Here is a 21,556-nt window from a genome sequence, read left to right on the forward strand (position 1 = left end):
ATACTTTTCATTATTATGGCTTGGTTTTGTTTTTTAACACACTATCAGTTGTTGTTTCGGTAAGCTTAGATTCAATGACCTCATTCCTATTTAAGTATACAATGGCTATCTCTTGGAGCATTGCGGCAATTGGTAGCGCAACAAACGCACCAATAATTCCGCCGATGCTTGCGCCGGCTATCACCGCACCAAATGCAACAGCCGGGTGAAGTTCCATTGTATGTGCTGCTATCTTAGGTCCCAATATGTAGTTTTCTAGCTGTTGATACGCCACAATAAAGACCATCAACACAAGAGCATCTGTTGGGCTCTGTAATACCGCCACCAATAACGGTAGTGCTGCTGCAATATACGTACCTATAATTGGTAAAAACTGGGATACAACCCCAACCCATATTGCCAGTGGTAAAGCAAATGGCACACCAATTATAGTAAGTGCAATATAGTGTGCTACGGTTGATATTCCACCAAGAATAATCCGTGACACCATAAAGCCACCAGTTTTTTCTATGGCAATTTCCCAGGTAGTAAGCACGATTTTTTGTTGTCTTGGTGACAAGAAAGAACAAATCACCCTACGTAAATATGGTCCATCAGACACGAAATAAAACGTAAATAATAATATCGCTAGCACTTGTAACAATACATACAACAGTTGTCTTCCAAAGCCTAGCACATTGTTAGCTATGTTAGTTACATAATTCGTTACCGCCTGATCACTTAAAGATAATTTATCTATTATGTCTGTTGATGAAATGTTCGTTCCTGCGACTGAATTAACAGTAGAAAGTAGAGAGGTAAGCCAGTCTGGTGATTGCTTTACTACCTCAGTCACTTGTTGAACGAATAGTGGTATCATCGCAGCAACTAGCACCACTGCCATACCTCCAAATGCCAGCAACACAACCGATGTTGCGATATTTCTTGACCAGCCACGGTGAACCAGTTGGTTGACAATCGGCTCGAGTGCAAATGACAAAAATAGCGAAACAAGCAACCACGATAGTAAGTTAGATATTTGTAGCAACACATAACCAGCAGCGATTGTAGCAACAATTGATGCGATGACAATACCAACGAGGCGCGGCGCCCAATTCGGAAGTGTGTGGCGTGATCTTCCTATCATAGTTCTATAGTAACACTACTGGGCTGATGGTCGATTCATTACACGAACACATACATGTACTATGTATAGCACAATGCTCGCAAAGGTAGCCCATGCGAATCCTGTAATGACTTGATTGTAATCAGGTGGAATCCGTACCCCTACAATAACAAACAATGCGATAAATAACGTCCAGCTTATTACACTGATGTACGCAGAAAAATCTATTAACCAACGAGGCAGCGATACGGTCGGTAACAGCTTGGTGGCCAAGTGCACAATTGTTGTATCGACATACTGCCGGACGCGTTTAATCCAGGCAATTGGCGCACTTACAATAGCAACAATAGTTATCGCAAATAACAGTGTACCGTAACTAATCGTCCTATTCTTGAGTGGTTCTGTAATTGTCGTATACACAGCTTGGGCGAGCCCTTTGTTTTCTGGATTCACACTATTGCCTAAATGCCAATTGCCCAGCGAAAGCGCAGCTATCGTTGCAAACATCATCACTAATGAGAGTACTAAAAATACGATAACTAAGCGTCGCTTTTTTACAGATAAAAGTACTGCACCGAGCAGGGTTACTAAACTAGTCGCTAAAAATACAGGGGGGGCAACACTCAGCATATTAATGTAACTACGTGCTTGTGGAAGCCACTGAATTTCAGCGAGGGTGATTGTGCCTACCTTGGGGGGCAGTTGTCTATTAAACAGAAAACTTAATTTATCGTCAGACGATACGTTTGCAGATATTTTCGTGTATACATCATTTACATCCACTACTCCGTCATTATTATCATTTTGAATATAGCCAACCACAGCAGTCTGCGCTTTACCCAACGCTTCACCCCAAAGTGTATATACTTGTGGGCTACTAATAACTTTTTGAATGCGTCCTTCAGTTACTGATACCACTTGATTAGCGAGCGGACCACTTAAAAAAGCCACTTGGTCTGGTAAGACATTTTCTAATTGTTCTTCTACATTTACGTTTTCAAACAATCTTGTTGATATTTCTTGCGTAATATTTTCTTGAACAGCCGGCTGACTAATAAGTGGCTGCATTGTTGCAACAAATGTATCAGTGTCTAGAATTGTGTTTTTTACCCAACTAGATACATTAAACAACATAAAACTAACAACAGACACAGTGAGTAATAACACTGTTAAAGCATTTTTATACCACTTGCGTGATTTTTTTGGCTTTTTAGATGTAATGGCAACCAACTGCTCTTTTAGAGCATCATTTTCTTGTTGTAATCTCTTTGACTCTGCCCTAAGAGATGCGATTTCTTGTGATTGTGGTGGTTTACGATTACTTTTCTTGGTTGGCATATGGCACTACTTCTTGTAACTTAGCTATATTTAAAACAAATTATACTACTTTTTTAATATTATTTCAAGTTTCTTTGCCAAAAATGCTTATTTCTGTGTGGTATAGTTGTGCATATGAGTTCTAAAGTACAATCCTCACCCATAAATCAAAAAGTAATCATCACTGCCGTTATTATTAGCGTGATATGCTTAATGCTATTTTTGCAAAACTATTTTATATTAATTACGCTTGCTGCAATTTTAGCCTTTTTATTTAACCCTATATATAGGTGGTTTTTAGTTAAGTTTAAGGACAGAAAAGGTAGCGCGGTGAGTATGACTGTAGTCGTAATGTTTATTACAGTTGCTATACCCGTTTCACTGCTCATCACGGTAACGGTAGCACAGGCAATAGAGTTGGTAAATAATATACAATCTACTACTTCTACTGGTTCATTTTCTGATGCTGTAGACAATGCAGTCAATAGTTTAAACGATCAGGCTGCAAGATTACCATTTGTATCTACTAACCCTCTTAGCTCCGATAAGGTTATAAGTTGGCTGCAAGATAATGCATCGACAATTATTAATACTTCGGTAGACTTAATTAAAGGTTTCGCTGGAGGGATAGCAAACTTCTTTACCATGCTCATTATCTTTCTGTTTGTGTTTTCTTCTTTATTAAAAAACCAAAAGGAATTAATGAAGATGCTCAATGAAATTAACCCTCTAGGTGAAACACTCAATAAATTATACCTAAAAAGAATGGGAGACATGACCTCTGCAATGGTGAAAGGTCAGTTTGCCATAGCTGTAGCACAAGGTTTGTCTGGAACACTTTCTCTTTGGATAATTGGGTTTGACTACCTGGCATTTTGGTTCTTTTTATTAACGTTCCTTTCTATCATTCCTTTAGGCGGGGGCATTATATTAATACCTTTAGGTATTGTTTTAATACTAACCGGTAATGTTTGGCAAGGGGTATTTCTCTTAGCATGGCACTTTATCATTACGACAAATATCGATAATATAATGAGACCTAAATTTGTCCCTAAAAGTGCACGAATGGACCCGGCTCTTACAATATTATCTGTTTTTGCAGGAATAGGTATATTTGGGTTTCTTGGTATTGTTATAGGTCCAGTTATTATGATTGTAATCTTATCAACAATTCAAATATACCTAGAATATAAGCGCAAGTATATGAAAGCTTAAGTTATATTATTTTGCTCAGTTAACTTTTTTATGCTGAATATAAATACTAATACCCGAAACTATTGTTAATGCTGTAAATGCCAAAAACGATAAAAATGGTATTGTAATAAAGCCAAATATTTCAATTTCTGGCTTAGAGCAAGAAACGCCTGTGGCGGTGCAATCTAGTATATTCTTTTCTATAACACCCCATTGTAGTAATGAATGATAAAGACTAACAATAAAACCCAGGACACCAAAAGGTAGTACGTAATACATAAAGTTTTTATAATCTTTTCTAATAATTGCCACTGTTGATATTATTGCCAGAGGGTAAATTAACAACCGTTGCCACCAACATAGATCACACGGAACAAACCCCTTAATTTCACTAAAATACAAACTGCCAAATACACTAACCCAAGAAACGCCCCACACAAAATATGTTGCTAGTTCATTATAATTGTTTACTATTTTTTTGATCATATAGCTCTTATTATATACGAAAAGACCATAATCACTATACGACTAAGATTATGCTAGTAATCTATTGTAAATTGCTTAAATCGTTGTCCAGAGATGAGCCATCTAAGTCATTGTCTATATTGGTAGCATCTACCTGGCTCTCTAAGTCTGCCACATCTTTCGCGCTATTTACTGAAGTATCTACGGGTGGTTGTTGGGTGGTGCTGGTAGTTACGTCATTGGTTTTTTGTGTATTGTAGACTCGCCAACCAGCAAAACCTATTACGCCTATAAGAACTACGGCAATCATTACTATAATATGTAAAGATCCTTGTTGTTTCATAATTAGTTAGCCCCTTCTGTTGCTTGTGTGTCTGTACTAGTTTCTTCGGCTAAGGCGCTTGCTTTAACGGCCACAAGATAGTTTTTTGTAGCAGTTCTATATGCTTTCAGTGCATCTTTAGCTGTATCTAAAGCTTCTTTGTAAGCTATGACGTTCTGGGTGACATCATCTATAGCGTTACAATCTATAGGCTCAGTAGAGAAAGTAGCTAATGCGTCTACGGCTTGCTGTGAGGCTGCACCGGCTTCTACAACAGTCATTTTAAGTGATGCACCATTCGTTAATTCTAAACTTCTCATTGACACAAAATTGTCAATTTTTTTGTTAAAATCGTTAAAAGTATTTTGATGTCTTTGGGCTGCAGTAATAGTAGATTTAAATTTATTCTGTAGTTCATTAGCTCTAGACTCACAATTTTTAACTCTTACTTCTACAGTTTTTGCTTCTTGCTTCTCTTTGGCTGCTTCTACTTGTTGTTTTGCCCGTTCTCTAGCCTCTTCTATCTGTTTTTGATATTTTTCCTTTAATTCTTCGGCTTTTTTATTTCTCAATTCACTAATTGATTCCGCAGCGTTCTGCTCGGATTCTGCCTTGACGACAATAGGCATCGCTATTACTGATAGCGTAAGCAATAAAGCCATAAGTATTGATGTTACTGATACTTTTTTTGTCATATTCACACGTTCCTTATTTAAGGTTATGCTTTTAGTGTACCAAATTAGTTAGTTTTTCCCATGGTAAGTTTTGCTTACCAAAGTGTCCATAGGTACTGGTTGCTTTATATATAGGTCTTCTTAAGTCCAGTTTTTCAATCACATTCTTAACAGAGCAATCTAAAAGATTATGCATCGCGTTACGTAAAGATTCTTCAGAAACGTGAGCAGTACCAAACGTATCAATTGTCTGAATAATTGGGGACTTCGCGCCAATATAATATGCTAAACACACTTCAGCCCTGTCGGCTAAGCCATTCGCAACTATGTTTTTGGCAATATATCTCGCTGCATACGCACCCGACCTATCGACTTTACTAGGATCTTTACCACTAAACGCTCCTCCGCCTACTTTTGCAGCACCACCATACGTATCTACGACTATTTTGCGCCCTGTTAAACCTACGTCACTGGCAGGCCCTGGGTTGTGCCATACACCAGTGCCATTCACAATAATGTCGTTTGGAGTATGTAATGTATATTCGTGCAATATTGGAGTAATTATTAATTTTAATAGGTCATCTTTAACTGTATCAAGCGTAACAGCCTCATCATGAGGCACTGCTATGGTAATGTGCTTAACAGCAATCGGTTTATAGCCATCATATTCTACGACTACTTGTGCTTTACCATCAGGCCTTAGATAAGGTATTGTTTTGTTCACCCTATACTCGTCTAATAATCTGCATATTGTGTGCGATAACACCAAAGGTAATGGCAAGTACTGATCTGTTTCGTTTGTTGCATACCCATACATCAATCCCTGATCTCCAGCCCCGTCATCATCTACTCCAATAGAAATCTCTTTAGACTGTTGATGTAATTTATTTATAATTACCGAACGATCGCTAAAGCCCCAACCGGGGTGCGTATAGCCATTGTCTTTAATTACATTGCGGGCAATAGAATCAAAATCTAAGTTTGCGGTCGTACTTAGTTCACCAGCAAGTATAATGGTGTCTTTGGCCACAAGAGTCTCGGCAGCAACCCTGGCAAATGCATCCTGAGTTAATGCGGCGTCTAATATAGCATCACTAATCTGATCTGCTAATTTATCTGGATGCCCAGCACACACAGACTCACTCACCTTTACATGTTTTGACATAAAAAAATCCTTTCTTTTAGCGAAGCAGCACCACGTATTGTATGCATGCTCCTAAGAAAGGATTCTATACATATCTTTCCGTACCAAAGCGGACTAGATGGGGCACCGTTCGCGACGTGCGATGGTTGCCGGTGGGTTACTGAGCTAGTTCTCTACCCACACTCGTGATATTTTGTGCTTCTAACTATTAATGAACGCTTATGATTGTACCAAATACATTGTATTCAAGGCAACTTTAAAAGTGCTCGCGCAAGTGGGCCATACTAAACTGCCAATCAGAATCAGTCTTTTTGTGTGGATTAAAGATATTTTCTGGGTCAAATATATTTTTAACTGTTTGAAAATAAGCAAATACTGCAGGGCCATACATATCTTTTAGCCAGGGCCCGCGTATCATACCATCGTTATGCTCACCGCTTAGGCTGCCACCGTATTTTAGTACTAATTCATTAATTTCATGCATGGCTGGCTCTAATTTAGCTTTTTCTTTTTCATCCTCTATCTTCATAAGCGGAATGATATGAAAGTTACCATCGCCCATGTGCCCTGCAATTGTTGCCAGTAATTTGTACTTATTAATAATTGCCCTTACTTCAGGCAAAAAGTGAGGTAAGGTTTGTGGTGGCACAATAAGGTCATCCATAAATGGGGCGGTGTGCTTGTTTTTTACTTTTTTGCGCAATAAGTTAAAACTCTCGCGGCGCATAATCCAAAATTTTTTAGCTTGGTCTTGCCCACCGTCTTCTTCAAATAGCGCTTCATGCCCAAACGGCTTTAAGTCTTCGCGCATGTGGTGTACTTTTTGTCTGACTTCATCTTGAGTGTCACCATTGAACTCGACGAGCAATACCATCTTTGGAATCCCGCGGAATAACATCAGTGCGTCTGGTATTAGCTGAAAAGCTAGTTTCGTGAGCCCTGCCCAGCCTAGAGTTTTGTGAAAATAGAAGAATAATTTAAAACTGAGCATAAGTGTATAGTTATCAAACCCTTCAAATGTGGCTGGTTTATGTTCAAGAACTTTATTAATTAAATCTCCTAGATCATCGATTTTTCGTAAGAATACGACTAAAGTTCCTGAGTGTGTCGGTGCAGGTACAAGCCGAAACGTAACATCTGTAACAATACCCAACGTACCTTGCGATCCCACCATGACTTGGGTAATATCAAAAATACCCGTTTCCCTATCCCACACATCCCAAATATGGTACCCCGTAGAATCCTTACTTATGTGTGGTTTGGCGTTTTTGATTTCATCATAATTGTTATCTACGAGTTCAAATAATTGTTTATAGATATTTCCTTCGTAATCATTCTGAGCTATTTTTGCATCAAGTTCACTTTTATTTAGTGCTTTTACGATGTATTCATTGCCATCACCTAAAATAACTTTTAGTTGGTCTATATATTTTTCTGTCTTACCGTATTGAAGAGACTTTTCACCACCGGCATTATTCGCAACCATACCCCCAACAGTGCATAAATCTCTTGATGCAGGATAGCTGGGCATAATTGCCTTTACTTTTAGTGTTTCTTTTTCAAAATCGCGGTACCACATACCAGGCTGGGCACTAGCTTTTGTGGGTGAAACGTCACCAATGGCGTTCATATGTTTTTGGACATCAAGCACGATAGAGTCATTGACTGCACCACCAGACATGCATGTCCCACCACTGCGTACAGTCACAGATAATTCTGGCTGGTTTTTCTTATTTTCGGCCACAAACGATACAATTTTTTTTATATCCGCGGCGTTTTTAGGATAGGCTACGATTTGTGGAGCAAGTTCAAACATACTTGCGTCATGGCTATAAAATTCTTTCACTTCTGGCGAGTCATCAACTTCACCTTCAATAATGTTTGAGATTTGTTGTTTTAAATCATTCATCGCTTTTTACTGTATCACTTGCTTAAACATAAGCGCAACTACATGATTTGTTGTACAATACTTTATATATGCTAAAAAAACATGTCGTCATTGTTGGCGGCGGGTGGGCAGGCATCCGGCTTGCAAGAAAACTTAAAAAACTCGCCAAGAATAACCACATAGCTGTCACGCTCGTATCTAATGAATCTAACTTTAGATATAGCGCTGCTCTATATAGGGTAGCAACAGGGCACAAAGAAAAAGAAGCACTGCTGCCTATACATGAGCTTCTCGCGGATTTACCAGATACAAAATTTACAAAAGCTACAATGACAAATATAGATCCTCACAAGCGCACTATTACGCTTAGTAAAGGCAAAATCGTTCATTATGATTACGCAGTCTTGGCTCTAGGATCGGTCACAACATATTTTGGTATTCCTGGTATTGCTGAACATGCCCACAGTATAAAAACCCAAAAAGAGCTACGGCGCTTTAGAACACATATTCACCAAGAACTCCTAAACGAACATGCACCAGATAAACACTACGTCGTCGTAGGCGCAGGCCCTACTGGTGTCGAGCTTGCAGCTGCGATGTCGTCGTATATGCGTTCAGTCGTAAAAAGGCATGGTCTCCGAAAACGACGTATCCACATTGAACTCGTAGAGGCTTCTTCTAGAGTACTGCCTATGTCACACCCTAAAGCTTCAAAAATTACCTTGCAACGCCTACGGTTACTTGGCATTACTGTACACCTAAATAGCAAGGTTGAATACGAATCAGACACAGGCTTAGTTGTGAACGGTCGTACTATCCCGACAAAAACAGTCATTTGGACAGCTGGCGTGGCCAATAACCCATTCTTTGCCAAACACAGTCACGTTTTTACGCTTAACAATAGATCTAAAGTACTTGTCGATGATCACCTCATGGTAGATAAGCGTGTCTATGTCATTGGTGACAATGCGGTGACTCCTTTTAGTGGGCTTGGGCTAACAGCAGTGCATCATGCCAACTATGTTGCAAAAGATTTAGAGAAAAAAGTGTATGGTCATAAAAAAAGCAAAGCCTATAAACCACTTGTGCCAGCAACAGTTGTACCAGTAGGCAAACGGTGGGCTGTTTTTCAGTATAAGTCTTTTGTTTTTGGTGGCTTTTTAGGGAGTATCATGCGTTCGTTGGCAGATTTTGTATCTTATAGCGACATCGCGGGTACGCAAAAAGCTATCGGCCTATGGGCACACACGAGCGACCTAGAAGAACAGTGTGTGCTTTGTAAAACTGCGTTATCTGATAAACAAGGTTTGCTCGCTGGGCTCACCGAATCTTATTAGTGCGCACACTGCGTGCAGTCACCAGTGATGGTAAGTCTTGACTTAAGTACCAACGAATCAACTTGTTTTTGTAATTCATTGCGGCTCTGCTGGCTAATAGTTATATCCTTAATGCCATAGCAGGCTTCACACACAAAATGATCATGTGGTGATGTGTTGGCATCGATTATTTTTGATCCATTTATTTCAGGCCCATAGGCTAATATACCTGCACTAATGAGGCGCGATGTAATCCTATGAACTGTCGTTGCAGATAGATCTGGCAAATCAGCTCTTACTTCGTTCAATATCTCAGAATTGGTTGCATGATGCAGCTTGCGTGCAGTAAACAACACTTGTCTTGTCTGATAGGTCATTCTTAGTTGCATAATTAACTTGCAGTATAGCAGTTTTGTGTGTATTATACAATTGTAAACAATTTACAATAAGAAAGGGCATACATGGCTAAGTCAATTACAGTATACACAACTGCAACATGTGGTTTTTGTCACATGTTAAAAAAATTTTTAGACGATAATAAATTTCCTTATACGGAAAAGCGCGTAGACCAAGACTACACAGCAGCGCAAGAAATGATTAAAAAAAGTGGTCAAATGGGCGTTCCCTTTACGGTTATCTCTGACGGTAAAGACAGCGAACAAGGAATCCTTGGGTTTGATGTACAGCAACTTCAAAAAGCATTAATAAGCTAAATGAATATGAAAAAAGTACTCGTTATTATATCTGTGGTTATTGTTGCAGCTGTTGGGTTGTGGATACTTCTACCCGATAGTTCAAACGCTAATGCTACTAACCAAACATCAGAAGCACAATCTCAACTCAACCCTGCCCAGACAGCAGTCGCTGGTGTAAAAAGTGGTACTGCGTATATATACGACGTTCGTACACCAGAAGAATTTGCTACGAAACACGTAGAAGGTGCTATAAATTTCAATGTAGAAACTATGCAATCGGGTGAATTACCTTCCGTCGCTAAAGACTCCACAATTTACGTCTATTGCAGAAGCGGCAATCGTTCAAACCAAGCAGCAGCCATACTAAAAACCAACGGTTTTACCAACGTCACCGATTTAGGTGGGCTTGACGACTTGTCTAAAGCTGGCGTCTTGTAGCAATAATCTAGACCAAAAATGAGCGAACGTGCGATTGCATGATTCGCTCTTTTTGTATTGGTACAACGAGCACAGGTTTTGAGCGAGTTCTTGGCTGCAAAGCAGTTATTTTTTTATTGCTTATTTCTTCTAGGTTGAGCTTGGGGGTAATAACAAGTCCTAGATATTCTAATCCATCAACAATTCGTTTTCGGATGAGTGCAGATTGCATAGCTGTAGGGCCTGCGAAAACAAGCCCATCGATACCTTGCAGTGAAGCAACCATCTGTGCGATAGCTTGCCGTGCGCTGTATACATACATGCTTACAGCAAGCTCTGCCCTATGATCACCAGCCGATTCTTTTTCAATTAACGCAAGTATGTCACTGCTACTGCCGCTAATGCCATATAATCCTGCATTGTTTGCAAGCTCATGACCAAGCTGATTGGGCGATACGTTTTTCTTTTTAGCAAGTGCGAGGCCTGTAGTATAAGAAAGTGAACCCGCTTGTGTCGCCATCATCATACCTTCGCTATTTGAAAAACCCATCGTGGTATCTATACTCTTTCTGTTAAACAACGCCGTGGCGCTACTTTGGTTGCCTAAGTAGCAAACCACCACTTTATTGAGTGTTGCATACTGAGAACCTTTTAGTTGCATACGCACCGATTCTAGTGCAATACCGTTATAACCAAACCGTTTAATATCGTATGTGTCTGCGTCTTCGAGCGATATCGCGTAATTCCATGCATAGTCAGGTTTTGTAACGTGAAACGCACTATCAGACACGCCAATAATCTTTGCCCTAGGTAATAGCTGCTTGATGCTGTATATTTCTTTTAGTTGCTCTTCCAGCTGCGTCGGAGAGGCTATTTTTAGCTGTTCTAATATAGTAATCTCATAGTCGTTTATGGGTCTGTCCTGTAAGAAATAGCCGCCTGGTGCGCTTATTTGTATTCCAACACCAGCAATATCTTGGGCTGAATCAATAACGCCCTGTTCAATCAGTGTAGCGAACACCTGGCTAAGGCACTCATGCCTATCACCACCTGCAAACTGTGTGTCAAATACCGTCTCTTTATGGCGAATATGAAACCTAGACTCACCACTAGTATGCACAATATCTACATTTGCTAATTCGTTTCCTCTTCTAAATACGCTATATGTTTTTATAGAGCTATCGCTGCTACAAACAAGTATTATTGGTTCTGTTGCCATTGGTTACTTTCTATTACAGCTAGGTGTGTCGCATTCGTAGATACAACAAAAGTTTCACTAGTTTGCAATGTATTTTCCACCTATATCTATATTAGTTTTCACTACCAGTATACACTGCTTATGCTTGGTTGCTAAGGCTAAATAATGATGATTCTGCCACAAAGCAACCAGTTACTACATTGTTAGGCATTCATTATTGTAGTGTTAGTCTTGGCAAGTCCCACGCCGTCACCATGCCGGCTATTGGTTCTGATGATTTGCCAGATTTAGTCACAAAAATTGCACCCAATCGCCTACCCTCTTGTAAAGCTTGCTCAAAACGTTTTTTCACATCTAGTACGACCATCGTGTGGGGCACAAATTCATAATCATTGAATTTATTTCCAGACTGGTCAAGCCAAGTAGTCAGCTCGCTTATAGTGTGCTCAGTTGTCAATGTTCGATTCTTCACGACTCGCTGTGCTATCCATCGTAGTATTGCACTTTCACTCAGCACTCCGACAAATGTATCACCATCGTATACGGGTACATGAGTGTATACATTCTGGAACATTTTTTGGGCTGTTTCGTAAACATAGTCTTCCAATTTTGCTATATAAACAGGTGTTGTCATGACGTCAGCTATTTTGATTGGATGTTCAATCATATTTCGTATATGTGCCATGCGCTCAACCACAAAGCTATGCGGTTCGGCAATAATAGCGTTATCTTCTGGGGTACGATTATGGATAATGGCATTTCTGAGTTCACCATATTCACGCAAATCTGCAGCGTAATAGCGTATCACCGATTGTTGTCTTTCTGCTTTAGTGACTAATTGCAAAAAAGTTTCGTATTGTCCCTGCGAACCATATGCGCGACGTAAATATCGTTCGATGGCAATATAGTGGCCTAAAAACTGTTCTGCATTTGTCATTATTATATTAACTATAGCAAATACCACCCTTACTTGGGTGGTATTGTGTTATAAGCTAGCTGGTTTGTACTTATTTAGATTTCTTAATTGCAATCTTTTTAGGCTCTGGCAATGCCTTAAATGGTACCACCACCTTAAGCACACCTTTATCAAAATGTGCTTCTATCTTATCTTCGTTCGCTACTTGTGGTAAATGTATTCGCCTGTAAAAACTGCTGCTACTTTCTCTCACGACATATTTCTTTTTCTTATCTTCTTCTTTTTCATGCTTTTCAGCTTGTATTTCCAAAACACCGTTATCTGCCCGTACTTCTACATCTTTTTCGTCAAAATTTGGCAGATGTGCTTCTACCGTAAGTTGTTTGTCGCCTTCTGTATAAATATCTGTGGTAGGCATTTGTAAACCCTTAAAAGGTGTAAACCAATCATCACCAAAAAATTGTTTTTGTAAAGATTGCATTTCTGCAAACGGATCAAATTTTACTATACTGCTCATAATAACCTCCTTAATACTTATTAGTTAGTTATTTTTTAGAAGAGTCTGCCCGTTTTATTTCAAGCAGGCTTTCTATTGTTAGTATACAAAAATTAGCACTCTGCTGTCAAGAGTGCTAATTTGCTGTATACTAACAGTATGACATCAGCAATATCTTTAGAATCAGCATTTAAGCGTGCGCCACGCGCTGATTTTTTGCCAAGTAACGTAAAAGATGACGCCAATATAGATGCTCCATTGCCTATTGGGTTCGGACAAACAAATAGCCAGCCAAGCACTGTTTACAATATGCTCAACTGGCTACAGGTAGAACCTGGTAATAATGTTTTAGATGTAGGCGCAGGTTCGGGCTGGACAACAGCTTTACTGGCATACTTAGTCGGTAAAGAAGGACATGTTACTGCAACAGAAATTGTGCCAGAATTAGCTACTTTTGGTAGGCACAATTGTCAAAGCGTGCCACTGCAAAATATCACATTCTTAACTGCAAAAGAGCAACTAGGGTATAAAAACAATGCACCATACGACAGAATATTGGTGAGCGCAGCTGCCAAAACAATACCAGAAGAGTTAGTAAGCCAGCTGTCTAGTGACGGTATCATGGTAATACCACTGCAGAGCAGCATTATGGTAATAACAAAAACTAACAGTACACTAACGATTGACGAACATCCAGGGTACGCTTTTGTACCCCTTATAAATTAGGTTTTGCGTTTACGCTGGTTGTGGTTGAGTTCTTTTTTGCGCAATCGCAGGTTTTTTGGAGTAACTTCAAGCAGTTCATCATTTTCTATAAAATCAATACACTGTTCTAGGCTCATCGTAACTGGTGGGGTAAGCTGTACAACGCCATCGGACGAAGAACTACGCATATTGGTAAGATGTTTTTCTTTGGCAACATTAATCTCTAAATCACCACTGCGCGTATTAAGGCCAATAATTTGCCCGGCGTAAACATTCGCGCCCGGGCCTATAAAGCAGGTACCTCTTTCTTGTGCAGTTTGCAGGGCATACGGTGTTGCCGTGCCCTGTTCCCAGGCTATCAATACACCATTACGTAGTTGGCGCAAATCTGCACCCAGAGGTTCATAACCAGCACTAATACTATTCATAATTACGGTGCCTTTTGTGCTCGTTAAAAGCACGTTGCGCATTCCAAGCATGGCGCGTGTAGGCATTACGTAGGTTAGTCGCATGGCGCCACTACTTGTAGTGTGTTGTGATTGTAGCTCAGCGCGCCGCGTGCCTAGTTCCATCTGTACGGCTCCAACATGTTCGCTTGGCACTTCAATTGTAACGTGTTCGATGGGTTCTTTAACGACACCATCTTCGTTCATGGTAACTACCTGTGGACGACCAACCTCGAACTCGTAGCCTTCACGACGCATTGCTTCTATTAAAACGCTCAAGTGGAGTTCACCACGGCCAGATACCTTAAACCCAAGACCCTCTTGTTCTACCCGAAGACCGACATTAGTCTCGAGCTCTTTTTGCAACCGATCACTAATTTGTCGTGTTGTCGTAAAATCACCTTCTTTGCCTTTAAATGGACTCGTATTGGGCCCTAGGTATATCTGTAATGTTGGAGGTTCTATGGCAATGACTGGCAACGCTTCTGGGTGGTTAATATCTGCTATGGTTTCACCAATTTGGGCATCAGCTACGCCCGTTACACTTACAATATCTCCAGAAATAGCTTCTGGAATGACAAGTTTAGTGAGCCCTTGGCTTTCGTATATTTTTTCTATTTTACCTTTTACAATACTACCGTTTTTTTTACAGAGAGCTACGGGCATTCCGGGCACAGCACTTCCTCTGCTGACTCTTCCTACAGCGTATTTCCCCTGAAAATTATCCCATGATAGAGCAGTTACTAAAAGTTGAAATGGTTTATCTGGCGCAACATCTGGGGCAGGAATATCGGCAATAATTGCATCAAAAATTGGGTTTAAGTTGGCATCAACACTAGTATCTTCTGGCATCTCATCCCACGCTTTACCTTCACGACCAATTGAATAATATATTGGGTAATGTAGCTGGTCTTCATTGACGGCTAGCTCTAAGAATAAGTTATCTAGCTCGTCTTTTACTTCAAAGATTCGGCTACCAGGTTTATCTATTTTGTTGATTATTACAATTGGCTTTAAGCCCATCTGAAGCGCTTTAGATAATACAAATTTTGTTTGTGGCATTGGGCCTTCTTGTGCGTCAACAATAAGCAAACAGCCATCTGCCATGTTAAGGGTACGTTCTACTTCACCGCTAAAATCGGCGTGCCCAGGTGTATCAATAATATTTATGCGGTAATCGTTCCAATGCACAGCAGTTATTTTGGCGGTGATGGTTATGCCACGTTCTCGCTCCTGGTCACCACTATCCATTAGTAGTGTTTGTTGCATCTCTGCTTGGTTGTCTCTAAAGGTGTGCGATTGTTTTAAAAAACCATCAACAATTGTTGTTTTGCCGTGATCTACATGTGCAATAACTGCAATATTTCTAATTTTATCAGGTGTATGCATGGTGCCTTTACAATAAAAATGACCAGTACGATTACCGGTCGCTTATGAATATAACAATTATACCATATTTCGTCACAATATCTTATTTGTTCACATATAGTATTCGTTTTATAGTAATGATATCGACATACTATATATTATCATCCAAGTAGTAGTATTTTTACTTATAGCAGCGGTTTGTTCGGGGCTAAACGTCGCATTAATGTCGTTAAACGTAACCGATCTTCGCAGGCTCAGTGCATTGGGTAATAAACAAGCCAAAGTTGTTTTACCGCTGCGGCAAAATAGGCACCTTAGCTTAGCAGGTATTTTATTTACCAATTAGGTATTGTTACTATAGAAGATTTACTAGAAGAAATAATCGGCCACGAAATAGAAGATGAATCCGACTACAAAAGAAACCTCGCTACGTAGAATTCAACCTAGTATCTTATTGGTATATACTAGATGTAAATGCTGCGAAAATTTTACAAGAATAAATTCGTCTTTATACCAAGCGTAGTGCTTGGTGTACTTATTTTGGCATATGTGAGTTTTGGCTTATGGCAATACACCACCACGAGTAGCCAATTTGCAGCTAGTACAACCTTATATGGTATAAACATTGGTAACCAATCAGTCAATGATGCCAAAGCAACCGTAAATACACAGCTTGCCAATAGTAAAGTTATCATTACTGCTAATGATGTAACAATAGAAGACACGGCAGCAAATTTAGGAGTATACATTAGTGATAGCCAACTTTCTCAAGCACTTTCTGCACAACGATTAAATCGGTTGGTTAATCCACTTTTTTACAATAAATACACAGCACCACTCGTAAGCATAGATGAATTACAGTTCCAAAAAAGTACCTTACCAGCTATACCACAAGACAAACAACCACCAAAAAACGCGAGTTTCGTTGTAGCAGAAGATCAAGTTACTATTCAAGATGCTGTTTCAGGCAACAGCATACTACTCAGTGATGTCGCTCAAAACATAGTAAACACCGTATTTAACCCTGCAAATGCTAACGGCACAATCCAAACGACGCTCAAGCAGGTCACCCCTGTCCTTAATACCGAAATCCTTTCTAAATTAAAAGACAAAGCACAAGCCATCTACAACAACACGTATTCGCTTAGTGATGGTACAAATAATTATGAGATTTCTAAGCTTCGTCTCATTACTATGCTCATTCCCAATAGCAATTATACTGAGCTAACACTACGTGAGAGCGACAGCCTGATTCTGTTAGAAGAAGCTGCCGCCAAAGCTAACAAACCAGCTGTCAACGAAATTACCACCAACTATAAAAGTGGCAAACCACAAGCTGTGACCACCCAAGGTGCCGACGGTAGAAATGCCAACAATATAGGTAAAATCGCACAACAATTAGTTACCGCCGTAAACCAGCAAACGGCGTTTACATCGCAACTATCTTTCGACACTGTGCCGTTTCAAAAAAAGCAAATAACAGTAGACGATACCGTTAGATCAGTCACGTACACGTACAGGATTATTACCTGGGGCAACACTAAATCTAGTCTAGATGACTTTGCCGCAAAAGTAGCCCAAACACTTGCCGATGGCAGAGGGTGGGCACAAGCTGGCGTAACGTTTGCACGTGTTAGTGGAGCATCTAATTTTGATATTGTGCTTTCAGAACCTTCAGAACTACCTGCTCGCTACCCAGGCACATGCGACTCTACTTATAGTTGTAGGGTAGGTCGATACGTCATTATCAATGACGACAGATGGCGTTTGGCGACACCAAGTTGGAACGCAGCTGGAGGCTCACTCCGTGACTACCAACACATGGTTGTCAATCACGAAGTCGGTCATCGGCTTGGCAGAGGCCATGAATTCTGTTCTGCAGCTGGTCAGCCAGCACCGGTTATGCAACAACAGTCCATTAGCTTACAAGGTTGTACGTTTAACCCGTGGCCATTGCCATACGAAATCGCTGCGGTACAACGCTCTAATCGTTAGATCTCTCTTAATGATACGTTAGCGTAGAAACACCGTATGTTTATCTATAATAGTGGGGTAAAATAACAACATGTTTGTACAAGTGCTTATAGGTTTTATGGTGCTGCTGGGTACGTGGGCTGTCGTCAACATATTATTATGGCGCACTCATCGTAACAGCACCGGACACATGGCTTATTACTGGCAAATGAACGGTCTTTGGAACATCGTTAACCTTTCTATTGCCGTGGGCTCTATTATTAATGCGCTCGTAAATGCTAATTCCTACCAAAATAGTGCTGCAACCCAAAAGTTTATCATCTGGTTGGTCGCAATCAATATACTTGCAGATTTACTGTATGTAGGTATTGGTACTTGGCTAGAATCTAGAGGCAAAAAAGATTCCAATGTACGCTACCGGGGCTATGGCTTATCTATTCAGCTACAGGGTGCATTTTTATTTCTTTTTGATACCCTTCTTGTTATAGGCTTAATAATCTCTGTTCTTTAGTTGCCTAACACCCACATAAACTATATAATTTATCTGTTCTTAGGGTAAGACCAGTAAGTCTATTGGTCGTAAAGTAGCATTACATTACTGTGCCTTGTTGCAAGTAAGAAAAGTTCGGGGGCGCGGAACGTGCCAAGGCACACCTTACCACTTTCCTGAGACACATTTACAATTCAAACCTAACTTTAAGGTAAAATAAAGTATTTATTGGGGATTGGCCAAGTGTGAAAACCGCTAGTAGCGGGTTGCAAGAGAACTGTTCAGATTGTAAACTTGTTTACAGTATGAACATTCTGTGGGCAGGCGGAGCTTGCCAAGGCACACCTTACCGCTTTCCATAGAAATCATAATAATTGGGGATTGGCCAAGCGGTAAGGCACTGGGTTCTGGTCCCAGGATCGGGGGTTCGAATCCCTCATCCCCAGCCAGGGTTGTTATGACACATTTATAGTGTCGCGACAACCCTGTTTGTGTATTTGGGTAACGAACACCCGAATGCCATTCGGGGTGAAGATTGCTAGTAGCAATCCGCAAGGAAACCTACTTCTGAAAGCTATGCTTTCATGAATGTAGTTTCGGGCCTGCCAAAGGTAGGTCGAATCCCTCATCCCCAGCCATATGCGACAGCAGAATTTGAGACCATGTCCCTCATTCTGCTTTTGCATCAGCCAAGAGAATATTTGTATATAAAAGAGCCGACAACCGGCTCTTTTATATACTTACAGAAAGTATGTTTCCTAGTTTATTCGTAACGAAGGGCGTCGATTGGGTCAAGTTTGGCAGCTTTATGGGCGGGGTACGTACCAAATATCAATCCCACTGCGATTGAAATACCTGCCGTAACTGCAATTGTCTCAACAGTCATAGATGGAACGATATCCAAGTCCATGGCTTTCGTTAGACCAGTTGCCATTATGTAACCTAACACGATACCAAGTATCCCGCCAAGAATTGTTAATACGATGGCTTCGGTAAGAAACTGCATCATAATATGGCGTGTTTTTGCTCCTACTGCTTTCCGAAGTCCTATTTCTCGGGTACGCTCCGTCACGCTGACCAGCATGATGTTCATGATGCCAATACCACCTACTAATAATGAAATTGCAGCACTTATCATGAGGATCTTACGGAACAAATCAGTCAAATCAGTAATAGATCCTAGCACTTCAGCAGAACTCTTGACCGTAAAGTCAGCCTCTTCAGTATTGCTGTAGCCATGGTTGGTCAACAAGATTTTTTCAACAAGTATTTTGACCTCTTCTACAGATTCATCATCGTTTGCTTGAGTAATTATTGAGCCAAAATTTTGACTTAGTTTATTCTGCTCAATGATACTTGTGTAGGGTACGAATGCAAGAACATTCGGGTTGTCGAACTGACCTGGCTCAGTTTCGGCAAGCACACCAACGACTGTGTAGTCAGTATTATTAAGACTTACCTGTTTACCTATTGGGTCGACATCTTTGAAAATATCGTTTGCTATGCTTTTTCCTAGTACGATAACCAGTTTTTTCTCTGTAACACTTTCACGGTCAAAAAAGGCGCCAGACTCAAGTTTGTAATTACGAATATTGCTATATGACTCTGATGCACCTTGCACTGCAATAGTGCCACCAACACCTGACTGTAGTTTTGCCGTTGTAGCTACGAGTGGCGAAACACCAGTAACAAGATTCTGGTCGATAGCTTTTATTGAGTTTAAATCTTGTTCTGTTAGGGTCGGTTCAACGAGCGTACTTATGGTTTTCTGGTTTTCTGGTGCACCTTCAGGTGCTCTGTGTCCAGGGTTTTTTAGTTCTTCAAGCTCCTGAGTAGTTGGAGCGTTGCGTGACTCAATTGTCACATTTGTTGAACCAAGTTTATTCACTTCTTTATCAATCTTTGCATCCATCCCTGCGCCGAGGCCCATTATTGTTGTAACTGCCGCTATCCCTATTACAATACCTAGAACGGTCAATAAACTGCGACCTTTGTTGATTATTATTGATTCACTAGCTTCAGTTAGAAGATTACCTATTTTCATTTTGATGCCTCCTCGGTAATTTTGCCATCACGTATTCGTATAGTACGGTCAGCATATTTAGCAATTTCTTCTTCGTGCGTTATAAGTACGATTGTCGTGCCTTGCTGATTCACTTCACGAAAAAGTCGCATAATACTGTTTGCGCTTTTAGTGTCAAGGTTACCTGTAGGTTCATCTGCTAGTAACAAGCTAGGCTTCATCATTAATGCGCGTGCTATGGCAACACGCTGTATTTGTCCGCCTGATAGCTCATTTGTGCGATGATCAATACGACTTTCTAATCCAACTCGTTTGATAGCTTCTTTCGCTCGTTCAATATCATCTGATGCTGGTCTATAAACCGTAGGCAGTAATACATTTTGTAAAACGGTACGACGCTTCAATAGATTAAATTGTTGAAAAACAAAGCCAATCTCTGAGCTTCTTAAATCGGAAAGCTTACTTTGACTGAGCTCTCTAACTGAAACCCCATTCAATAAGTAATCACCCTCAAAGTGCTGATCGAGCAAACCAATAACGTGCATTAAACTGGACTTACCTGAACCAGAACGCCCCATAATTGCTACAAAATCACCTTCGTTAACAACGAAATTTATTCCACTTAGCGCGGTAGTAGGATTTTTGCCGTTTGCGTTATAGGTTTTTTGTAGGTTTTTTATATCGATAACGTTATACATGATTACGACTTTTTCTTGTTTGGTAAGTTTAGTTCAAGATGGGCGAGTAGTTTCTCGAAAGTTTCCGGCTTGGCAATTATCAATACGCCATCCACTGGCGCCTTAAATACAAGAAGTTTGTCACCTGCATTAATAGACATCGATTCTCTTGCTTCAGACGGTATTACTACCTGCCCACGCTCACCAACAGTTACCGAACCAATTAATTGCGGCATATTCATTTCTTATCTCCCATATTAATCATTACTCTTATGCTATCATACTAATCATATTATACATATTAGTATGTACGCATAGTTTTGGCTAGCCCTTCATTATTGTCATACACACTGTCGATTTCTGACAAATCAAAGTCCAGGCTATCTTGAAAAGTTATATTCCCATCCCTTATCCCCAGCTAAATTAAAAAGACTTGGGTTTAACTCAAGCCTTTTTTAGTGACTTACATGTTCAGTACTAGAACATAAAACTAAAGTGAACTGTAGCCTAGTAATTTAAGCTCGCTAAGCACTTCTTTTTGGGGTGCTTTTATAGGCTCTCTTGCTGGAACTTCAATAAAACTTGCTAGTGCTGGGCTACTTGTTATTAACCATTTTACCAAGTTCTCTTTTTGCTGATGTTCTAAATTAAATTTTTTAACTATCCGAGCCTCAACAACAATATGCGTTAACTCATGTACTAAAATGGACAATAAATCGACTCCAA

At 40.1% G+C, this 21,556-nt stretch carries 24 protein-coding genes and 1 tRNA gene; 9 read left to right on the forward strand and 16 right to left on the reverse strand.

Annotation, left to right across the window (positions count from 1 at the left end; genetic code table 11):
• Positions 1 to 13: 13 nt before the first annotated feature.
• Both H6795_02070 and H6795_02075 read right to left on the reverse strand, forming a co-directional pair.
• Positions 14 to 1,126, reverse strand: coding sequence for an AI-2E family transporter (locus H6795_02070; GenBank protein MCB9817307.1), 1,113 nt, complete (start codon positions 1,124 to 1,126; stop codon positions 14 to 16).
• 15 nt (positions 1,127 to 1,141) lie between these two features.
• Positions 1,142 to 2,443, reverse strand: coding sequence for a hypothetical protein (locus H6795_02075; protein MCB9817308.1), 1,302 nt, complete (start codon positions 2,441 to 2,443; stop codon positions 1,142 to 1,144).
• Positions 2,444 to 2,557: 114 nt separating this feature from the next.
• Here H6795_02075 and H6795_02080 point away from each other — a divergent pair, with 114 nt between their 5' ends.
• Complete coding sequence (locus H6795_02080; protein MCB9817309.1) at positions 2,558 to 3,637, forward strand: AI-2E family transporter; 1,080 nt, start codon at positions 2,558 to 2,560, stop codon at positions 3,635 to 3,637.
• A gap of 15 nt (positions 3,638 to 3,652) precedes the next feature.
• On the opposite strand, the gene H6795_02085 is transcribed toward H6795_02080, so the two are convergent.
• The 5 genes from H6795_02085 to H6795_02105 all read right to left on the reverse strand — a co-directional run bounded on the left by H6795_02085 (position 3,653) and on the right by H6795_02105 (position 8,130).
• On the reverse strand, positions 3,653 to 4,102 hold the full coding sequence (locus H6795_02085) for a disulfide bond formation protein B (protein MCB9817310.1): 450 nt from the start codon (positions 4,100 to 4,102) through the stop codon (positions 3,653 to 3,655).
• A gap of 61 nt (positions 4,103 to 4,163) precedes the next feature.
• Entirely contained in the window at positions 4,164 to 4,424 is a 261-nt protein-coding gene (locus H6795_02090) for a hypothetical protein (protein ID MCB9817311.1), read from the reverse strand.
• Positions 4,425 to 4,426: 2 nt separating this feature from the next.
• The gene (locus H6795_02095; protein MCB9817312.1) at positions 4,427 to 5,098 is read right to left on the reverse strand and encodes a hypothetical protein; all 672 of its coding nucleotides are present in this window, start codon (positions 5,096 to 5,098) and stop codon (positions 4,427 to 4,429) included.
• A gap of 31 nt (positions 5,099 to 5,129) precedes the next feature.
• The gene (locus H6795_02100) at positions 5,130 to 6,242 is read right to left on the reverse strand and encodes a methionine adenosyltransferase (GenBank protein MCB9817313.1); all 1,113 of its coding nucleotides are present in this window, start codon (positions 6,240 to 6,242) and stop codon (positions 5,130 to 5,132) included.
• 235 nt (positions 6,243 to 6,477) lie between these two features.
• Positions 6,478 to 8,130, reverse strand: a complete 1,653-nt coding sequence (locus tag H6795_02105) for an FAD-binding oxidoreductase (GenBank protein MCB9817314.1) — start codon at positions 8,128 to 8,130, stop codon at positions 6,478 to 6,480.
• A gap of 68 nt (positions 8,131 to 8,198) precedes the next feature.
• Here H6795_02105 and H6795_02110 point away from each other — a divergent pair, with 68 nt between their 5' ends.
• Complete coding sequence (locus H6795_02110; GenBank protein ID MCB9817315.1) at positions 8,199 to 9,446, forward strand: FAD-dependent oxidoreductase; 1,248 nt, start codon at positions 8,199 to 8,201, stop codon at positions 9,444 to 9,446.
• Here the strand turns inward: H6795_02110 and H6795_02115 are convergent.
• Positions 9,443 to 9,814: a transcriptional repressor gene (locus H6795_02115; GenBank protein ID MCB9817316.1), complete on the reverse strand. Its 372-nt coding sequence runs from the start codon at positions 9,812 to 9,814 to the stop codon at positions 9,443 to 9,445. The genes H6795_02110 and H6795_02115 overlap by 4 nt on opposite strands.
• Positions 9,815 to 9,886: 72 nt before the next feature.
• Here H6795_02115 and H6795_02120 point away from each other — a divergent pair, with 72 nt between their 5' ends.
• Positions 9,887 to 10,138: a glutaredoxin family protein gene (locus tag H6795_02120; GenBank protein MCB9817317.1), complete on the forward strand. Its 252-nt coding sequence runs from the start codon at positions 9,887 to 9,889 to the stop codon at positions 10,136 to 10,138.
• A gap of 6 nt (positions 10,139 to 10,144) precedes the next feature.
• Complete coding sequence (locus H6795_02125; GenBank protein MCB9817318.1) at positions 10,145 to 10,558, forward strand: rhodanese-like domain-containing protein; 414 nt, start codon at positions 10,145 to 10,147, stop codon at positions 10,556 to 10,558.
• A 7-nt stretch (positions 10,559 to 10,565) separates the two neighbouring features.
• Here H6795_02125 and H6795_02130 read toward each other — a convergent pair whose 3' ends face one another.
• The 3 genes from H6795_02130 to H6795_02140 all read right to left on the reverse strand — a co-directional run bounded on the left by H6795_02130 (position 10,566) and on the right by H6795_02140 (position 13,168).
• A complete protein-coding gene (locus H6795_02130; protein ID MCB9817319.1) occupies positions 10,566 to 11,756 on the reverse strand; it encodes a hypothetical protein in 1,191 nt (396 codons plus the stop codon).
• A gap of 193 nt (positions 11,757 to 11,949) precedes the next feature.
• On the reverse strand, positions 11,950 to 12,672 hold the full coding sequence (locus H6795_02135; GenBank protein ID MCB9817320.1) for a CBS domain-containing protein: 723 nt from the start codon (positions 12,670 to 12,672) through the stop codon (positions 11,950 to 11,952).
• A gap of 70 nt (positions 12,673 to 12,742) precedes the next feature.
• Positions 12,743 to 13,168 carry an Hsp20/alpha crystallin family protein gene (locus H6795_02140; protein ID MCB9817321.1) on the reverse strand — a complete coding sequence of 142 codons (426 nt, stop codon included), beginning with the start codon at positions 13,166 to 13,168 and terminating at the stop codon, positions 12,743 to 12,745.
• 138 nt (positions 13,169 to 13,306) lie between these two features.
• Between H6795_02140 and H6795_02145 the strand changes: the two genes are divergently transcribed.
• Positions 13,307 to 13,873 carry a protein-L-isoaspartate O-methyltransferase gene (locus H6795_02145; protein MCB9817322.1) on the forward strand — a complete coding sequence of 189 codons (567 nt, stop codon included), beginning with the start codon at positions 13,307 to 13,309 and terminating at the stop codon, positions 13,871 to 13,873.
• Here the strand turns inward: H6795_02145 and typA are convergent.
• Positions 13,870 to 15,687, reverse strand: a complete 1,818-nt coding sequence (gene typA / locus H6795_02150) for a translational GTPase TypA (protein ID MCB9817323.1) — start codon at positions 15,685 to 15,687, stop codon at positions 13,870 to 13,872. The genes H6795_02145 and typA overlap by 4 nt on opposite strands.
• 121 nt (positions 15,688 to 15,808) lie before the next feature.
• Between typA and H6795_02155 the strand changes: the two genes are divergently transcribed.
• The 4 genes from H6795_02155 (at position 15,809) to H6795_02170 (ending at position 18,579) form a co-directional block, all read left to right on the forward strand.
• Positions 15,809 to 16,012 (forward strand): DUF21 domain-containing protein, encoded by a 204-nt coding sequence (locus tag H6795_02155; protein MCB9817324.1) that lies wholly within the window; start codon positions 15,809 to 15,811, stop codon positions 16,010 to 16,012.
• A gap of 128 nt (positions 16,013 to 16,140) precedes the next feature.
• Entirely contained in the window at positions 16,141 to 17,661 is a 1,521-nt protein-coding gene (locus H6795_02160; protein ID MCB9817325.1) for a DUF3152 domain-containing protein, read from the forward strand.
• A gap of 70 nt (positions 17,662 to 17,731) precedes the next feature.
• Positions 17,732 to 18,151, forward strand: coding sequence for a hypothetical protein (locus tag H6795_02165; GenBank protein ID MCB9817326.1), 420 nt, complete (start codon positions 17,732 to 17,734; stop codon positions 18,149 to 18,151).
• 354 nt (positions 18,152 to 18,505) lie between these two features.
• Positions 18,506 to 18,579 (forward strand) — tRNA-Gln (locus tag H6795_02170).
• 314 nt (positions 18,580 to 18,893) lie between these two features.
• Here the strand turns inward: H6795_02170 and H6795_02175 are convergent.
• The 4 genes from H6795_02175 to H6795_02190 all read right to left on the reverse strand — a co-directional run bounded on the left by H6795_02175 (position 18,894) and on the right by H6795_02190 (position 21,542).
• Positions 18,894 to 20,174: an ABC transporter permease gene (locus H6795_02175; protein ID MCB9817327.1), complete on the reverse strand. Its 1,281-nt coding sequence runs from the start codon at positions 20,172 to 20,174 to the stop codon at positions 18,894 to 18,896.
• A complete protein-coding gene (locus H6795_02180; GenBank protein MCB9817328.1) occupies positions 20,171 to 20,851 on the reverse strand; it encodes an ABC transporter ATP-binding protein in 681 nt (226 codons plus the stop codon). Before H6795_02180 ends, H6795_02175 begins: the two co-directional genes overlap by 4 nt.
• Positions 20,852 to 20,853: 2 nt before the next feature.
• The gene (locus H6795_02185) at positions 20,854 to 21,072 is read right to left on the reverse strand and encodes an AbrB/MazE/SpoVT family DNA-binding domain-containing protein (GenBank protein MCB9817329.1); all 219 of its coding nucleotides are present in this window, start codon (positions 21,070 to 21,072) and stop codon (positions 20,854 to 20,856) included.
• Positions 21,073 to 21,320: 248 nt separating this feature from the next.
• The gene (locus tag H6795_02190) at positions 21,321 to 21,542 is read right to left on the reverse strand and encodes a hypothetical protein (protein ID MCB9817330.1); all 222 of its coding nucleotides are present in this window, start codon (positions 21,540 to 21,542) and stop codon (positions 21,321 to 21,323) included.
• Between the last annotated feature and the right edge of the window lie 14 nt (positions 21,543 to 21,556).

The organism is Candidatus Nomurabacteria bacterium, assembly GCA_020631975.1.
GTDB lineage: Bacteria > Patescibacteriota > Saccharimonadia > Saccharimonadales > CAIOMD01 > JACKGO01.

What these genes read in the sequence shown, in the direction of transcription:
- H6795_02135 (MCB9817320.1), bottom strand. Translation starts at nt 12,672, where the DNA reads ATGACAAATGCAGAACAGTTTTTAGGCCACTATATTGCCATCGAACGA.
- H6795_02180 (MCB9817328.1), bottom strand. Translation starts at nt 20,851, where the DNA reads ATGTATAACGTTATCGATATAAAAAACCTACAAAAAACCTATAACGCA.
- H6795_02115 (MCB9817316.1), bottom strand. Translation starts at nt 9,814, where the DNA reads ATGCAACTAAGAATGACCTATCAGACAAGACAAGTGTTGTTTACTGCA.
- H6795_02080 (MCB9817309.1), top strand. Translation starts at nt 2,558, where the DNA reads ATGAGTTCTAAAGTACAATCCTCACCCATAAATCAAAAAGTAATCATC.
- typA (MCB9817323.1), bottom strand. Translation starts at nt 15,687, where the DNA reads ATGCATACACCTGATAAAATTAGAAATATTGCAGTTATTGCACATGTA.
- H6795_02185 (MCB9817329.1), bottom strand. Translation starts at nt 21,072, where the DNA reads ATGAATATGCCGCAATTAATTGGTTCGGTAACTGTTGGTGAGCGTGGG.
- H6795_02075 (MCB9817308.1), bottom strand. Translation starts at nt 2,443, where the DNA reads ATGCCAACCAAGAAAAGTAATCGTAAACCACCACAATCACAAGAAATC.
- H6795_02130 (MCB9817319.1), bottom strand. Translation starts at nt 11,756, where the DNA reads ATGGCAACAGAACCAATAATACTTGTTTGTAGCAGCGATAGCTCTATA.
- H6795_02085 (MCB9817310.1), bottom strand. Translation starts at nt 4,102, where the DNA reads ATGATCAAAAAAATAGTAAACAATTATAATGAACTAGCAACATATTTT.
- H6795_02070 (MCB9817307.1), bottom strand. Translation starts at nt 1,126, where the DNA reads ATGATAGGAAGATCACGCCACACACTTCCGAATTGGGCGCCGCGCCTC.
- H6795_02105 (MCB9817314.1), bottom strand. Translation starts at nt 8,130, where the DNA reads ATGAATGATTTAAAACAACAAATCTCAAACATTATTGAAGGTGAAGTT.
- H6795_02160 (MCB9817325.1), top strand. Translation starts at nt 16,141, where the DNA reads ATGCTGCGAAAATTTTACAAGAATAAATTCGTCTTTATACCAAGCGTA.
- H6795_02125 (MCB9817318.1), top strand. Translation starts at nt 10,145, where the DNA reads ATGAAAAAAGTACTCGTTATTATATCTGTGGTTATTGTTGCAGCTGTT.
- H6795_02140 (MCB9817321.1), bottom strand. Translation starts at nt 13,168, where the DNA reads ATGAGCAGTATAGTAAAATTTGATCCGTTTGCAGAAATGCAATCTTTA.
- H6795_02165 (MCB9817326.1), top strand. Translation starts at nt 17,732, where the DNA reads ATGTTTGTACAAGTGCTTATAGGTTTTATGGTGCTGCTGGGTACGTGG.
- H6795_02100 (MCB9817313.1), bottom strand. Translation starts at nt 6,242, where the DNA reads ATGTCAAAACATGTAAAGGTGAGTGAGTCTGTGTGTGCTGGGCATCCA.
- H6795_02175 (MCB9817327.1), bottom strand. Translation starts at nt 20,174, where the DNA reads ATGAAAATAGGTAATCTTCTAACTGAAGCTAGTGAATCAATAATAATC.
- H6795_02110 (MCB9817315.1), top strand. Translation starts at nt 8,199, where the DNA reads ATGCTAAAAAAACATGTCGTCATTGTTGGCGGCGGGTGGGCAGGCATC.
- H6795_02095 (MCB9817312.1), bottom strand. Translation starts at nt 5,098, where the DNA reads ATGACAAAAAAAGTATCAGTAACATCAATACTTATGGCTTTATTGCTT.
- H6795_02145 (MCB9817322.1), top strand. Translation starts at nt 13,307, where the DNA reads ATGACATCAGCAATATCTTTAGAATCAGCATTTAAGCGTGCGCCACGC.
- H6795_02120 (MCB9817317.1), top strand. Translation starts at nt 9,887, where the DNA reads ATGGCTAAGTCAATTACAGTATACACAACTGCAACATGTGGTTTTTGT.
- H6795_02090 (MCB9817311.1), bottom strand. Translation starts at nt 4,424, where the DNA reads ATGAAACAACAAGGATCTTTACATATTATAGTAATGATTGCCGTAGTT.